A 15,868-nucleotide genomic window follows, 5' to 3' on the forward strand; every position below is an offset into this window, starting at 1 on the left:
AAGCTTTACAATAGTATCTTACTTGCCCATCAAAGCCCTGTAACAGGTATGGCTTAGGAGGGTGCAAATATAATTTCAAATTTAGGATATACAAACAAAATCAAAAAAAAAGGTGATTGTTTTTTTTCAATTGTAGATCTTTGCGTCATGAATCTTATCATTGATGCTGGTAATACACATGTGAAGCTTGCCGTTTTCAAAAATGGGTCCATAGTTTATAATAGTAGTTCAGCGGTTGTTGATTTGATTGAAAAGGCAAAAGAAATATATCATAAATATCCCCAAATCGATTGGGCCATAGTATCTTCAGTTGTTTCCCTTGACGAGAATGATATTGATGCCTTGACCGTTTTTTTCAAAGTGCATGTTCTAAATCAGCATACCAAAACACCATTTATAAACCGCTATGCCACGCCCAAAACATTGGGGGTAGATCGCATAGCGCTTGCTACTGCGGCATATTATTATACCGCACATAAAAACACCCTGGTCATCGATGCGGGAACCTGTATTACCTATGATCTGATTACAGAGAAAGGGGAATATTTGGGAGGGGCCATATCCCCTGGGCTTCAAATGCGATACAACGCCCTTAAACAATTTACTTCAAAACTGCCGCTTTTGTCCCTACAGGCCCCGGATAAGTTAATCGGAAATACGACGGAATCCAGTATCCATAGTGGCGTTGTCAATGGGGTTTGTGCAGAATTGGATGGTATAATCGATCAATATAGGTCTGAATTCAAAGATTTAACAGTTATTTTAACAGGCGGTGATACCCTATTTTTGTCTAAACGATTAAAAAATACCATATTTGCGCTTTCCAATTTTCTACTTGAAGGATTAAATTATTTGCTGGACTACAATAAGCTTTAAATGATCAAAAAAATTGTAATTGCATTAGTATGCATTGCGTCAACGGGACTATATGCTCAAAATGGTTCTGTTTCCCCATACTCTTATTTTGGTATCGGCGAATTACAATCAAAGGGAACAATGGAAAACCAAATGATGGGTGGCATTGGGATGTATGGCGATAGCATACATGTTAACCTTAAAAATCCTGCAGCATACAGCAAAATGGGTATCCAATACGGTGAAGATTTCGGAAATACCACCTATACAGCAGGAATATCGCACAAAAGGTTAAGTTTTAAGAATAATATCGAGAGTCAAAGTAACCATATTACTAACCTCGAGTATATTTCAGTAGGTATGGCTCTAAAAAAAGGGTTGGGAATAGGATTTGGAATCATGCCTTATTCTTCCGTGGGCTATAATATGCTTTCTGAAAGCGTTAATGATAATGGTGCTACGGTAACCAATCGATTTTATGGAGAGGGCGGATTAAACAAAGTGTATTTTTCTGCTGGGTATGAATTAATAAAGGACTTAAGTTTAGGCGTGACCGCGGGTTTTAATTTTGGAACTTTGGAGAACAATCGAATTCAGAGTGTCGAGAATGTACAGTTCGGTACATTGGACAATAGAATTTCGAAAGTAAACGGAATGGATTTTAATTATGCCCTGGACTATACCCCTACGATCAATGATAAATATCGATTGTTTGCTTCATTACGGGTTAATACCCAGGCAAACCTCGTATCTAAAAATACTAAAGAAATCGGTTCTTTTTCAGCAAGTACAGGTCAGAATATAGAAATCATAGATGTAAATTTAGATGCCTTGAACTTGAGGAACACCGAATTGAAAATTCCGACCACAACAACATTAGGGATCGGTTTTGGGGAAGAAAGGAAATGGTTTTTAGGGGCGGAGTACAGTTTTCAAGAAATGGGCTCTTTTTCGAATGATTTTATCGAGGCTGTTAATTTGGAGTATAAAGACGCAAGCTCATTTGCATTTGGGGGATTTTTTATACCTGATTATTCCGCATTTTCGGGATATCACAAAAGGGTGACCTACAGGGCTGGATTACGTTTGGATAAAACAGGGATGCTCCTAAATAATCGTGAGATAAATAACTTTGGCATAACTTTTGGATTTGGTTTGCCAATGCGCGGAAGTTTTTCTAACCTTAACCTTGGTTTTGAGGTGGGTAGAAAAGGCACAAAATATGATAATTTGATAGAGGAGAACTACTTTAAAGTCAACGTGGGTCTTTCCTTTAACGATATTTGGTTCCGTAAGCGACGAATTAATTAAGAAAAATTTGTACATTAACCACATCTAAAATAAATATTATGAAAACGAAACTTTACTTCACAGCGATAATGCTTTTAGGGTGCATTGGAGTAAGTAATGCGCAGGCTCAAAATCAAGAGTGCATGACTAATCTTTCTATTTACGTTGAACATGCCAAAGTTAAGAATTATGAAGCTGCATATACCCCATGGAAAATGGTTTACGACAATTGTCCTGATATCAACTGGGCCAATTTCGCCTATGGCGAGCGGATTTTAAAAGATCGAGTTGAAAAATCCTCGGGGGCTGAGAAAGATGGCAATATTCAGGATTTATTGGCATTGTATGATAATAGCCGTAAGTATTTCCCCAAAAAGGCATCTTTGGCCCCTGTGATCATAGATAAGGTTTTGCTGAAGTATGACAATAAAATGATTTCCAATGATGATATTTTCAGTGAATTGAGCAAAGCTTTTCACGAAGATAAATCCAACTTTAAGAACCCAAAGGCGCTATACCTTTATTTCTCAAGTTTGGTCGATTTGCACAAAGATGGCAGCAAGGACCTGCAAGAGGTTTTTGATGTATATGATGATGTTACGGAAAAAATCGAAGATGAGAATGTTCTTTTAACGGATAGGATTTCAAAACTTTTACCCAAGGAAGAAGATGGGACATTGACTTCAAAAGAGAAAAAACAATTGAAGGCAGCAACGACTAATTCAGAATCCTTTGGAAAGATTGCAGGTAGTATAGATTCTAAATTAGGTGATTTGGCAGACTGTGCTAATTTGGTGCCATTATATCAAAAAAGTTTCGACGCTAAAAAGGGTGACATCAATTGGGTGAAAAGAGCGGTTGGTAGAATGTTCGACAAAGAATGTACCGATGACCCCATGTTCAAAAAATTATTCGAAGCACAGATGGCCTTGGATCCATCCGCCGATGCTTATGTTTATGGAGGCAATTTAAAATTAAAAGCTGGTGATAGTAATGGTGCGGTAGCGGATTTCAACAAAGCCTTGGAATTGGAAACCAATGCCAGGAAAAAATCGAATATCGCCTATAAAGTTGCTACGGTTTTTAGAAGAGGTAGTAAGTCAACTGCAAGAAACTATGCCCAAAAAGCAATTGATGCCAACCCATCAAATGGTAAGGCATATTTGTTAATTGCCAATTTGTATGCAACAAGTGCTAATGATTGTGGGGAAACACCTTTTGAGAAAAGGGCAATTTACTGGAAAGCTGCGGAAATGGCAAGAAAGGCTGGTAGGGTCGACCCCTCATTGAGTGGTAGGGCCAATCAATCAGCTGCAAGTTACTCTGCCAAGGCACCATCAAAAACAGATATCTTCAATTCTGGAATGGCCGGTAAAACCGTATCATTCAATTGCTGGGTCGGTGGTAGTGTTAAGGTACCTAATTTGTAGAATGAAACGACCTTTTCGAAATTATCTATATGGCATTGCCCTGGTGTTTTCCGGGGCAATGCTTTTTTTTTCATGTGCGGATAATTATAAAAGGGTGGGTGAGGAAGCCTTACCATTGGTTTTTCCCCAAGGTGTCGCCGGAAATTTTACATTTACGTATACAGAAACTAAAAATCAAATGGCCAACGAGGCCGTGGATACGACAAGGGTAATATCGGTATTGTCTGGGCCTGCTATGAAGGATTACGAGAATCTCGAATTTCCTTATCGCACCTTTCCTGAAGGGATTGTTGTAGATATCTATGATGAGAATAATAATAAAAATACAATTACCGCGGATTATTGTATTCGGTATTCATCGACAGGACTCATAGATTTGCAAGGGAATGTAATTTTGGAGACACACGATGGCAAAAAACTGGAGACTCCTCAATTGTACTATGATCAGACAAATGAATGGGCCTTTACCGAAAACAAATTTAAATATACCAATCCCGAGGAAGGCACTATTATGGACGGGGAGGGTATGGATTTTAATAAGGACTTTAGTTATTTATATGCACATAAAACCTTTGGTCTAATGACCATTAAAGAAAAAATCAATGATTAAGATTTTAAGATATACAGAGTATCTTTACCTGGCAGTTGCCATTTTTTCGCTTTACAGGATATTTACAGATTGGAATGTAAACCGTGAAGGCACCTATATTTTTATATTCTTTGCCGTGGTTTCTATAGCAATGTTCGCTTTTAGAAGAAACTATAGGAAAAAATTCGAACAAAGAAAAAAGGATAACCAAAAGTAATCGTGGATACATCCATAATCATAATCATATTCTCCTTGGTATTTTCAGCCTTTTTTTCAGGTATGGAGATAGCTTTTATTTCGGCGAATAAAATCCATATCGAAATAGAAAAAAAGCAAAATGACTTTTTAGCGAAGGTGTTGACGCGCCTAACTAAAAGGCCATCAAAATTCATCGCGACTATGCTTATTGGCAACAATATTGCTTTGGTCATCTATGGATTGTTCATGGGTGAACTTTTGATGAATTGGTTTACGGGAATGTTACCCGTAAATAGTGGTTTTCTGGACCTTATTTTGACCGATTTTAGTTTGTTGACCCAAACGATGATATCTACATTGGTTATTTTGATCACTGCAGAATTCCTTCCAAAGGTCTTATTCCAGATATATGCCAATAGTCTTCTAAAGATCTTGGCTTTGCCCGCTTATTTCTTCTACCTGGTTTTTTCAATTATTTCCGAGTTTATTATCAAGGTTTCCGACTTCATCCTTAGGACCTTTTTCAGGACCGATGGTGATGAAACACAACTTGCCTTTAGCAAGGTAGAGCTTGGCGATTACATTTCCGAGCAAATGGGGTCTGTTGAGGAAGAGGATACGGTCGACTCCGAAATACAGATTTTTCAAAATGCCCTAGAGTTTACATTGGTAAAGGCGCGTGAGGTAATGGTGCCAAGGACCGAAATTACCGCTGTTGAACTGCACGAGAATACAAAGAACCTCACAAAATTGTTTTCCGATACTGGCTATTCCAAAATATTGGTCTATAAGGATACTATCGATAATGTAATTGGTTATGTACATTCATACGAATTGTTTAAAAAACCTAAAACCATTAAAAGCATCCTAAGGCCTGTAGAATTCGTTCCAGAGACCATGCTCATTCATGATATTTTGAATGTATTGACCAAAAAACGGAAAAGTATCGCAGTCGTATTGGATGAATATGGTGGTACGTCAGGTTTAATGACCGTGGAGGATATCGTTGAGGAATTGTTTGGGGAAATTGAGGATGAGCATGACTCTACCGATTTGATCGAAGAGCAAATAGATGAAAAAAATTACAAATTTTCGGCCCGCTTGGAAGTGGATTATATTAATGAAACCTACAAAATACAACTACCTGAAACGGATGAATATGAAACTTTGGGAGGACTACTCGTTAATGAAATGGGCGAAATACCCGAAAAGGAATCCGAAATAAGAATCGGGAATTACCTTTTCACGATTTTGGAAGTTTCAAGCACAAAAATCGATTTGGTAAAACTTGTTGTATTAGAAGACGAATAAACCCTTTATAACCTTATTTTAGGACCGATTTACTTTTTAATAATTCAAAAGAAAATGGTAATTTCGCAAACTGATTTTAAACATACCATATAATGGCGATTTTAGAGAATATAAGAAAGAGAACGACCATATTGATTTTAATCATAGGTTTAGCACTTTTTGCGTTTGTCATATCAGGCGTATTTACAAATAGTAGCTTTGCCGGAGGTAAGGTTGGTTCTTCAGTCGCTGAAGTCAACGGCAATGAAATCCCAATAGACGAGTTTCGACGAAAAGTTGAAGTTGCCTCGAACAGATTTGGTCCTTCCGCTTCATCTATGATGGTGGTAAACCAAGTATGGGACCAAGAAGTCAGAAATTCGATTTTAGGACAGCAATTTGAGGATTTGGGAATCGATATAGAAAGAGATCAGATCATGAACTATATCAAAACTATTCCTGCTTATAATCAAAATCCACAATTTATGAATGAAGATGGGATTTTTGATGAAAACAAGTTTCGTGATTTTATTGCAGACTTAAAAGTCAACAGTCCTTCTCAATATAATCTATGGTTGCAAGATGAGCAATCCATTATTCAAAATGCAAAGCAACAGACGTACTTTAATTTGGTTAAGGCCGGAGTCGGTGCAACGTTGAAAGAAGGGGAATTGGATTATAAATTGGCTAATGATAAGATAGATATCAAATATGTACGGGTACCTTATACTGCAATACCCGATAGCACTATTAGCATTAGCAAAAGTGAAATACAGTCATATATCAATAAGCATAAAGACGAGTTTAAACAAGAGAAAGCCCGTGACATCCAATATGTCTATTTTGAGGAAAAAGCGTCTGCTGCCGATGAGAATGCCATAAAGGAAGAAACCCTTAAATTATTGGACGATACCATTGAATATAGGGAACAAACCGATCGAATGGATACCATTCCAGGATTTAGGAATGCCACAGACCTAGCTGATTTTCTTGATCGCAGATCAGACATGAAATATGATACCATTTACAAGGCGAAGAAAGATTTGCCTTCTAGTTTTGCCGACACCTTGGTAACGCTTAAAGTGGGGGAACTCTTTGGACCCTACCGCGACGGAAATTATTTTAAGGTTTCTAAAATGGTCGATAAAAAGATAAACGGAACTGCGAAGGCCAGCCATATTTTGATTTCATGGAAAGGGGCCGAGAGGGCAGGAGAAAACATTACCAGAACTAAAGAGGAGGCCGAGGCTAAGGCCAAAGAGCTTTTGGCAGAGGCTAGAAAAGAGGACGCTGTATTTGTGCAATTGGCCCGTGATAATTCAGATGGTCCTTCTGCACCGAACGGTGGGGATTTGGGATATTTTCAGGAAGGTGCCATGGTTGCCGATTTTAATGATTTTGTCTTTGGTAATAATGTAGGAACAATTGGACTAGTAGAAACCGAATTCGGTTTTCATGTGATTAAGATCGATGACAAGCAAGAGATATATCGCATAGCCACTTTGGCCCGGGAAATTGAACCCTCTGAAACGACTGTAAATAACTTGTTCCAAGATGCGACCAAGTTTGAGATGGATGCTATTTCAGGGGAAAAGGCATTTCCAGACTTGGCCAAGGAAAGTGATTATGAAGTACGCCCTGTGAATAAGATCATGGCTATGGATGAAAATTTACCAGGTTTAGGTTCACAGAGGGGAATCGTGCAATGGGCCTTTAATGAAGAAACGAAGGTGGGTGAGATAAAAAGGTTCAATGTGAACAATGGTTATGTTATTGCCCAGATGACCGGCAAATATGAAGAAGGGTTGAAAACCGTTGAGGATGCATCTACAACCGTACTTCCGATTTTAAGGAAAGAAAGAAAAGCGGAAAAATTGATCACTGCCAACAAGGGTAAGTCGATGGAAGAGGTTGCAAAAGACAATAGTGTTTCCGTTTCCAATGCCTCTGCTTTGAGTGTTAAAGCTCCGACCATTCCTGGTGCAGGAAGGGAGCCTAAGGTCGTAGGAACTGCTTTTGCAATGAATGTCGGGGATACCTCCGATTTTCTTATAGGCGAAACCGGCGTTTACCTTATTACTGTGACCAATAAACAGGAGGCTCCAAAATTGGATAACTACAGCACATTCGCAAATTCGATTAAAACATCGAATGCTGGCAACGTAAACAATACAGTATACAATGCCTTAAAGAAAGCATCGAAAATAGAGGATAATAGATCCTTATTTTACTAAAAAAGTAATGGTTTAAAAAAGTCCTAACATTTTTGTTAGGACTTTTTTTTTAAAATCATCTCGGTGTAAGGGATAATCGTTTCGTAGCCCCCTTGTCGAAAATAGGCCATCGATGATTCATCCCCAATGGCCAAAATGAAATCACCTCCCCATGCGCCCAGGCTTTTGATGGCCCTTGGGTAATCGGAAAAAAGTTGCTCTTTTATTGTTGGTACACCCAAAGTATTAGAAATAACCGATTCGTGAAGATTTAATAGGCTTTCGAAAGTGCCGAGATCGGAACATGACATTATTTTAGTGGTTATATTCCCGATAACACTGACTAACTCTTTTTTATTGAACGTCTGTTTTCTGTATTGCATAATACCATCCCTACTGTTTTGTTTTTTATTGAGATGAACAAAAAACAGTTCGTTCTTGAATGTGGGGTCGAATACTACGGCTTCCACCATAGGAATGCCGTTGTTAAGTTGATAGGTTATCGGGGTGTTGTGTATTGCGCAGGCAATGTCGTAACCACTTCCCCCAAAAGTGTTTTGCAATAATTTATAAGGATCTATTTTAGCCCATTGTGCAATATTGCTGATTAGTGTCGATGATGAACCTAGTCCCCAATCTTTGGGAAATGTCAATTGGGCAGTTATATTGCAGCCTCTTCCATTCTTTAAAAAATCAGCATTTAATCGTTGGGCCTCAATGAGTATTTTAAGTGCCGTTCTTGCGATTTCGGTATTGATCAAAGCATCTAGGTTCATGGACCCTAAATCTATAGCCATCTCAAACCAGATATTTCCTTCCCTATCCAAACTTTTCCAAGTAAGGGTATTGGTCTTGGTAGGCTCCACGGTTAAAACTTGACCGAATGTCGTAGGTAAGGCCAAGGCTTTTGCCCCATCAAGGACGGCATATTCACCCGTAAGCAATAATTTCCCATTACTATAGAATTCTTGTTTCATCACTTACCCCTTAATTTGTTGAATATTGCTACCACGGCGCTATGGGTAACGGTGTGGCTCTTAAAATGGTCCACTATTACGGTTTTTTCTTGATCTGTAGCCCCTAGTTGGTTGAGTATATTCAATAAATGCATTTTCATATGGCCCTCCTGTATACCGGTAGTGACGAGCGAACTTACGGCTGCGAAGTTTTGTGCCAATCCGGCGACGGCCACAATCTTCATGAGTTCTTCAGCCGTAGGTTTATGAAGTATTTCCAAGGCTAATCCTACCAAGGGATGTAAGGTTGTTAAACCACCTACAGTGCCCAGGGCCAAGGGTATTTCTATCCAAAACTTAAATACCCCATTATCAATACTGGCATGGGTGAGACTTTTATAATGCCCGTCCTTGGCGGCAAAGGCATGCACTCCGGCTTCAACAGCCCTAAAGTCATTTCCGGTGGCCAGGACTACGGCATCTATACCGTTCATTATACCTTTGTTATGGGTAACCGCCCTATGAGGTTCAACATCGGCTATATGTATTGCCCTTATCATTTTCTTGGCACATTCTTCTGGAGTTATTTGCTCGTTTAATTTTAATTCCTCTATAGGGCACGAAACTTCTGCCCTGACCAAACAATTTGGGACGTAATTGGACAGAATGCTCATGACGACCTCAATCTGTTTTTCCTTTTTAGTAAAAAGAATATGTTCTTGTGCCTCTCTTTTAAAGGTATCGGCAAATTGCTCTAAACAGGAATTGATAAAATTGGCACCCATGGCATCCAAGGTCTCAAATGTGCAATGTAATTGGTAATAGCCCTCGAGTTGTGATGTTTTATTGCGAAGTTCTATCTGGGTTACGCCACCTCCCCTTTTTTCCATGTTCGTAGTCAATGGTTTGGCATCTTCAAAAAGTTTAGGTTTCACTTCTCGAAAGAAATTTTCCAGATGATCGGGGTCTCCATCGTACATAAAATGTACCTGACCAATTTTTTCGGTCCCAATGACTTCAGCTTTGAATCCACCACGATCAAACCAGAACTTTGCTGCCTTGCTGGCTGCGGCAACCACCGAGCTCTCTTCAATGGCCATGGGGATGGCATACAATTTGCCATTGATCAGATAATTTGGGGCTATTCCCAAAGGTAAATAGTAATTCGTTATCGTATTTTCTATGAATTCATCGTGTAATTTTTGCACCTTACTTTCTATATTCCAGTACCGCTTCAATAATTTCTTGGTTTGGGCAGGGTTCTGGGTATATTGCTCGGCCACCCAGTCTATTTTTTCTTGTTTTGATAATTTGGAGAAGCCCAAAATAGGATCGATCATGACATATTTGGTTTGTGGCAGCAAAGATAGTGATTACGCCGATATTCGCAGGTAGGCAAAGATCCCTCAAGGCCCCGTTGCTTTTTGTCGTTAAAGTTTAATTAATTGTAAAATAATCACTAAACTTGACTGAATTTAAACAGATTTAACAAAAAACATGATAAAAAGCCGTTTGTTCCTCCTCCTTTCATTTGGTTTTTTGGCCTTCACATTTGGGCAAGGGAAGAAAATCACCGTTGAAGAGATCTATAGGGGAGGCTTCAGGACAAGTGGTATGGACGAGCTTCGGTCCATGAAAAACGGGGAACAGTATACCTTGTTGAACGTTGACAGATATAAGAAGTCGGCAAGTATTGACATATATGATTATAAGACCTTGGAAATGGTAGGATCGGTCGTTAATTCTGCCGATAGCGATAAAATACCTTCTTTCAGCTCATATACCTTTAGTGGGGATGAGAACAAGGTTCTTTTGGCCACTGAATTGGAATCTATCTATAGACATTCCACAATGGGTATTTTTTATGTCTATGATATCGCCTCCAAATCGATCATAAAGGTTTCGGAAAAGAAGATCCAAGAACCGTTATTTTCCCCAAATGGGAGTCAAGTTGCCTATGCTTTGGACAATAACCTATATATTTTTAACATCGATAGCGGCATTACGACACAACTTACCAAGGATGGTGAGAAGAATAAAGTGATCAATGGGATCACCGATTGGGTCTACGAAGAGGAATTTGCATTTGTAAGGGCATTTGAATGGAACTCTAACGGCACTAAAATTGCCTTTTTGCGTTTTGATGAGACCGACGTTCCCGAATTTTCTATGGATGTCTACGGCACCGACCTTTATCAAAAACAACAAGTTTTCAAATACCCTAAAGCAGGGGAAAACAATGCCTTGGTTGAACTACATCTGTATGATATGGATTCTGGGAATACCTCTAAAATAGCTTTGGATGACCCCGACTATATTCCTCGGATTAAATGGATGAACCATCCAGATTATTTAAGTGCAACAACCCTGAATCGACATCAGGATCATCTGAAATTATATGCCGTCAACGCAGATAATAATACTGCAAAACTGCTATTGGAAGAGAGTGATAAGGCGTATGTCGCTATCCATGATCATCTTACCTTTTTGGCTGATGATAGTTTTATATGGACTAGTGAAAGGGACGGGTATAATCATTTATACCTTTACAGCTCCAATGGCAAGTTGATGAACCAAATCACCAAAGGAAATTGGGAGGTGACCGATTACTATGGATATGACCAAAACGAGGATAGGATCTATTACCAATCCACGGAAAATGGTTCAATTAATAGAGGGGTTTATAGCATAGAAAGTAATGGAAAACGGAAAAAGGGGTTGGCCAACGAAAATGGCACCAATACCGCTGATTTCAGTGCAAATTTCACCTATTTTATAAATTCCTATTCCAGCGCCACAGCACCCTATCGGTATACCTTGCACCAAGCACTAACAGGAATGAAATTAAAGGACATAAAGGACAATAGGGCACTTGTTGAAAAGCTGAAGGAATATGATATATCGCCTAAAGAATTTTCTACAATGGCCGTCAATGGTAATGAACTGAACATGTACATGATCAAACCATCTGACTTCGATAGCTCAAAACAATATCCTTTACTGTTGTTTCAATACAGTGGCCCGGGTTCCCAATCGGTTGCCAATAGTTGGGCAGGCACAAATGATTATTGGCATTTTATGTTAGCTTCCGAAGGGTATATCATTGCTTGTATTGATGGTAGGGGAACCGGTTTTAAAGGAAGGGACTTTAAAAAAATCACTCATAAGGAATTGGGGAAATATGAGGTAGAAGATCAAATTTCGGCCGCCAAAAAATTAAGCGAACTGCCTTATATCGATGCACACCGAACCGGTATTTGGGGTTGGAGCTATGGGGGTTTCATGTCGACCAATTGTATCTTAAAGGGTAATGATGTCTTTGAGACTGCGATCGCCGTGGCTCCAGTAACTTCATGGCGGTTTTATGATACTATTTATACTGAACGTTATATGCAGACACCTCAGGAGAACGCAAGCGGTTATGATGATAATTCCCCTTTCAACTATGCTGGAATGCTAAAAGGAAACTACCTGTTGGCTCATGGTTCAGGCGATGACAACGTTCATGTACAAAACACCATGCGAATGATAGAGGCACTGATACAAGCCAACAAACAGTTCGATTGGGCCATATATCCTGATAAGAATCATGGGATAAGTGGGGGAAATACCCGCATTCATTTATTTAATAAAATGACGAATTTCATTCATCAACATTTAGGTGATAAAAATAAAAGTATGTATGCCAATACATCTTCGTCAACTAAATTTAATAGCACTGTTACTGCGAATAAATCTAGTTTAGTTAAGGAATCGACAAAAATTTCAACTTCAAATTCGAAAACTGATACTGACGTAAGTAACTTTCAGAAGGAAGCGATTACAAAGCAAATTGGAGCAAAAAAGGAGAGTCCAAAAAAACGTACAGAAAAGGATTAAAACGTAATAATATAGAACAAGCCAAGGGGTTAAAAAAATAGCAATTGGAATTAGCAAAAACAACTAACAATTAACTAACTTATTTTTTCATTATGAGCGATAAAAAAACATCAATACAAGGGCATCCAAAGGGTCTGATGACCCTGTTTTTTTCAGAAATGTGGGAACGATTTTGTTACTACGGAATGCGAGTCCTTTTGACATTATATCTGGTAAAGTCCTTAATGAAAGGAGATGCCGATGCAGCACTGATTTATGGGGCCTATACAGGACTAATTTATGCAGCACCAATAATAGGTGGTAAATTAGCCGATAAATACCTTGGTTATAGAAATGCAGTACTTCTTGGTGCAATCCTAATGTCTCTTGGTGAGTTTTTGATTCTTGGCGGTACAGAACAATTTTTAATGATTGGGATGGGGGCATTGATTGTTGGTAATGGTTATTTTAAAGCGAATATCTCTACTATTGTAGGGAAATTATATGATGACAATGATCCAAGGCGGGATTCCGGATTCACCATTTTTTATATCGGTATTAATATCGGAGCCTTATTGGCTACTACAGTTGTGGCCTATGTTGGAGAAACCTATGGTTTTAAATATGGATTTGGTCTCGCTGGATTTGGGATGCTAATGGGATTGATAATTTTCTGGACGGGAAGAAAAAATTATGCTCTTGCACCTGGTTTGGGAATAACAGAAGAAGGAAGGAAAAAAGGATTTGCCGGTTTAAATAAAGCTCAAATTGTTGGGATACTCTCACTGCTGATTATTCCAATTAGTTATTGGCTTATTACCAACAACAGTTGGTTGGATTATCTTCTATTAGGGTTGTTTATATTCATTTCTTTTTCCCTGATTAAAGCAGGAAAAGATGCAGATAACTTAGAAAAAGTATCTATCTGGAGAGACCGAATGATAGCCTTATTGATTTTCATGATAATCAACATTACCTTCTGGGCTTGTTTTGAACAGGCAGGAACATCTTTGACATTGTTTGCCGACAGGAATGTGGATCGAAGTATTTTAGGCTGGGAAATGCCTGCTTCTATGACGCAGTTCTTTAATCCGTTCTTCATCATTGTTTTCGGGTCAATCTTTTCAGTCATGTGGGTGAAATTATCGGCTATAGGTAAGAACCCGAGTCTTCCAATGAAATTTGCTTTAGGGATCTTTCAATTGGGCTTAGGATTTTTAGTTACCCAAGTTGGGTTACAGTTTGTCAACGAGTCATTTCAAGTACCGCTTTTAACGTTACTTTTCTTATATCTATTACATACGACAGGTGAGTTGTTTTTATCACCAATTGGCTTGTCCATGGTAACAAAATTAGCTCCAAAGAACATTGCCGGTACCGCTATGGGAGCATGGTTTTTAAGTTTTGCAATAGCCAATTATCTTGGGGGTAAAATTGCAGCATTAACCGGAGGGCATGATGGTGAAGTTGCTTTAACAGTATCTGAAGGCTTAGATAAATACACTTCAATTTTTGCTACTATCGGTATAGTACTTCTGGGAATTGCATTATTGATTGCTATTTTTAACAAGCCACTTAAAAAACTTATGCATGGTGTTGAATAACCAAGCACATTAGTACAATACCTCATGGTAATATGGTAAATACATAATAAATAAAAAAAGCTCAAGTTGCATGACTTGGGCTTTTTCATTAATAAACTTAAATAATGGGTACAGAAAAAAGATCATTCGTAAAAACTTTAGGATCCTTCAATAAAACGTTTTGGGTTGCCAGTGTTATGGAACTTATGGAACGATGGGCATGGTATGGGATTTTTACGTTATTGGCAATCTATTTGGTAGGATCTACAGACACGGGTGGATTGGGGTTTTCACATACTGAAAAAGGGCAACTAATGGGATTTATTCCTGCTATTTTATATTTATTGCCTTTGTTTACAGGTGTAATAGCAGATAAAATAGGCTACAAACTTTCGCTAATTATAGCGTATTCAATGCTTATTGTCGGTTATTATTTGATGGGCACAGTTTCAAGTTATTGGAGTGTATTTTTTGTTTTCCTTTTTGTCGCTCTTGGTGCTGCCATGTTTAAACCAGTGGCTTCAGCCATTATCACTAAATCGACTGATAAATCCAATGGAACCCTTGGTTTCGGAATATTTTACATGATGGTTAATATTGGTGGATTTATTGGTCCTGCCATGTCTTCTGGTTTGCGAAGTACTTATGGATGGAAGCTTATTTTTATTCAAGCAGCTGTCGTTATCTTTATCAACTTATTGATTGTAATATTTTTCTTTAAAGAACCTTACAGACAAATCTCTAAAGAATCCGTAAGTGAGGCTATTTTAAATTCCTTAAAAAAGATATGGGAAGCAGTAAAAGACGTCAAACTAACCGTATTACTTATTATTATGGTTGGTTTTTGGACATTATTCAATCAATTATTCAATACGTTACCAAATTTTATTGAAGATTGGGTAGATTCTTCTAAAGTTAGTAATGCAGTTACAGATTTTTGGCCATGGTTAGGTAATTTAATTAGTGATGGGGGGCAAGTAAAACCTGAGTGGTTTACTCAAATCGATGCACTTATGATTGTGTTCCTGCAAATATTTGTATCATACTTCGTGTTAAAAATTAGACATGTAAGTGCTATGATACGGGGGTTTATAATTGCAACTATTGGTATTGGTATTACATTCTATACTCAAAATGTTTGGTTTACGGTAATAGGTACAGTCATCTTTGCAATTGGTGAAATGGCAACTAATCCAACATTTTCATCCTTTATTGCGCTAATTTCTCCAAGGGGTAAAGAGGCACTATACCAAGGCACCTATTTTCTTCCTGTTGCAGCAGGTAACTTTTTTACTGCCTTTGTTTCAGGGAATCTTTACGAGGCTTGGTCTGATAAATTAAGTCTTTTACAAAATGAAATGACATCTAGAGGAATTAAAATGCCTGAAGTTACTACTGATTTTAGTAAAAACCAGTATTATGATTTAGCTGCTCAAAAATTGAATATGGAAAAGTGGGAAATGACCAGAATGTTATGGGATAATTATAATCCAAATAAAATTTGGTATGTCATTGTGGGTATTGGTGTAGTTACGATTTTAGCTTTGGCCGTATATGACAAAATGGTCATTCGACCAAGAGAGGCCAAGGCAAATGGAAATTGATC

12 protein-coding genes are annotated in these 15,868 nt (G+C 38.2%); 10 read left to right on the forward strand and 2 right to left on the reverse strand.

Annotated features, from left to right (window positions below; translation table 11 throughout):
• Positions 1-147 precede the first annotated feature (147 nt).
• The 7 genes from HPE63_RS13200 (at position 148) to HPE63_RS13230 (ending at position 7,886) form a co-directional block, all read left to right on the forward strand.
• Positions 148-876, forward strand: a complete 729-nt coding sequence (locus tag HPE63_RS13200) for a type III pantothenate kinase (protein ID WP_188314737.1) — start codon at positions 148-150, stop codon at positions 874-876.
• Positions 877-2,166, forward strand: coding sequence for a hypothetical protein (locus HPE63_RS13205; protein WP_188314738.1), 1,290 nt, complete (start codon positions 877-879; stop codon positions 2,164-2,166).
• Positions 2,167-2,204: 38 nt separating this feature from the next.
• Positions 2,205-3,575, forward strand: a complete 1,371-nt coding sequence (locus HPE63_RS13210; protein ID WP_188314739.1) for a tetratricopeptide repeat protein — start codon at positions 2,205-2,207, stop codon at positions 3,573-3,575.
• Position 3,576: 1 nt separating this feature from the next.
• Entirely contained in the window at positions 3,577-4,185 is a 609-nt protein-coding gene (gene lptC, locus HPE63_RS13215) for an LPS export ABC transporter periplasmic protein LptC (RefSeq protein WP_188314740.1), read from the forward strand.
• Complete coding sequence (locus HPE63_RS13220) at positions 4,178-4,381, forward strand: hypothetical protein (RefSeq protein ID WP_188314741.1); 204 nt, start codon at positions 4,178-4,180, stop codon at positions 4,379-4,381. The genes lptC and HPE63_RS13220 overlap by 8 nt, the downstream gene beginning before the upstream one ends.
• Before the next feature lie 2 nt (positions 4,382-4,383).
• Positions 4,384-5,673, forward strand: coding sequence for a hemolysin family protein (locus HPE63_RS13225; RefSeq protein WP_188314742.1), 1,290 nt, complete (start codon positions 4,384-4,386; stop codon positions 5,671-5,673).
• Between the two features lie 92 nt (positions 5,674-5,765).
• Positions 5,766-7,886: a peptidylprolyl isomerase gene (locus HPE63_RS13230; protein ID WP_188314743.1), complete on the forward strand. Its 2,121-nt coding sequence runs from the start codon at positions 5,766-5,768 to the stop codon at positions 7,884-7,886.
• A gap of 35 nt (positions 7,887-7,921) precedes the next feature.
• Here the strand turns inward: HPE63_RS13230 and HPE63_RS13235 are convergent, their stop codons facing one another.
• Positions 7,922-8,842: a GYDIA family GHMP kinase gene (locus HPE63_RS13235; RefSeq protein ID WP_188314744.1), complete on the reverse strand. Its 921-nt coding sequence runs from the start codon at positions 8,840-8,842 to the stop codon at positions 7,922-7,924.
• Positions 8,842-10,161 carry a hydroxymethylglutaryl-CoA reductase, degradative gene (locus tag HPE63_RS13240; protein WP_188314745.1) on the reverse strand — a complete coding sequence of 440 codons (1,320 nt, stop codon included), beginning with the start codon at positions 10,159-10,161 and terminating at the stop codon, positions 8,842-8,844. Before HPE63_RS13240 ends, HPE63_RS13235 begins: the two co-directional genes overlap by 1 nt.
• Positions 10,162-10,318: 157 nt before the next feature.
• Here HPE63_RS13240 and HPE63_RS13245 point away from each other — a divergent pair, with 157 nt between their 5' ends.
• The 3 genes from HPE63_RS13245 (at position 10,319) to HPE63_RS13255 (ending at position 15,866) form a co-directional block, all read left to right on the forward strand.
• Positions 10,319-12,700: a S9 family peptidase gene (locus HPE63_RS13245; RefSeq protein ID WP_188314746.1), complete on the forward strand. Its 2,382-nt coding sequence runs from the start codon at positions 10,319-10,321 to the stop codon at positions 12,698-12,700.
• A 92-nt stretch (positions 12,701-12,792) separates the two neighbouring features.
• Positions 12,793-14,283 carry a peptide MFS transporter gene (locus tag HPE63_RS13250; protein WP_188314747.1) on the forward strand — a complete coding sequence of 497 codons (1,491 nt, stop codon included), beginning with the start codon at positions 12,793-12,795 and terminating at the stop codon, positions 14,281-14,283.
• 104 nt (positions 14,284-14,387) lie between these two features.
• A complete protein-coding gene (locus HPE63_RS13255; protein ID WP_188314748.1) occupies positions 14,388-15,866 on the forward strand; it encodes an MFS transporter in 1,479 nt (492 codons plus the stop codon).
• Positions 15,867-15,868: the final 2 nt, after the last annotated feature.

Source organism: Maribacter arenosus (assembly GCF_014610845.1).
GTDB classification, from domain to species: Bacteria; Bacteroidota; Bacteroidia; order Flavobacteriales; family Flavobacteriaceae; genus Maribacter_A; species Maribacter_A arenosus.

Excerpts from the sequence above, each read along its gene's own strand:
- HPE63_RS13200 (WP_188314737.1), top strand. The coding sequence starts at position 148 with ATGAATCTTATCATTGATGCTGGTAATACACATGTGAAGCTTGCCGTT.
- HPE63_RS13205 (WP_188314738.1), top strand. The coding sequence starts at position 877 with ATGATCAAAAAAATTGTAATTGCATTAGTATGCATTGCGTCAACGGGA.
- HPE63_RS13210 (WP_188314739.1), top strand. The coding sequence starts at position 2,205 with ATGAAAACGAAACTTTACTTCACAGCGATAATGCTTTTAGGGTGCATT.
- lptC (WP_188314740.1), top strand. The coding sequence starts at position 3,577 with ATGAAACGACCTTTTCGAAATTATCTATATGGCATTGCCCTGGTGTTT.
- HPE63_RS13220 (WP_188314741.1), top strand. The coding sequence starts at position 4,178 with ATGATTAAGATTTTAAGATATACAGAGTATCTTTACCTGGCAGTTGCC.
- HPE63_RS13230 (WP_188314743.1), top strand. The coding sequence starts at position 5,766 with ATGGCGATTTTAGAGAATATAAGAAAGAGAACGACCATATTGATTTTA.
- HPE63_RS13235 (WP_188314744.1), bottom strand. The coding sequence starts at position 8,842 with ATGAAACAAGAATTCTATAGTAATGGGAAATTATTGCTTACGGGTGAA.
- HPE63_RS13240 (WP_188314745.1), bottom strand. The coding sequence starts at position 10,161 with ATGATCGATCCTATTTTGGGCTTCTCCAAATTATCAAAACAAGAAAAA.
- HPE63_RS13245 (WP_188314746.1), top strand. The coding sequence starts at position 10,319 with ATGATAAAAAGCCGTTTGTTCCTCCTCCTTTCATTTGGTTTTTTGGCC.
- HPE63_RS13250 (WP_188314747.1), top strand. The coding sequence starts at position 12,793 with ATGAGCGATAAAAAAACATCAATACAAGGGCATCCAAAGGGTCTGATG.
- HPE63_RS13255 (WP_188314748.1), top strand. The coding sequence starts at position 14,388 with ATGGGTACAGAAAAAAGATCATTCGTAAAAACTTTAGGATCCTTCAAT.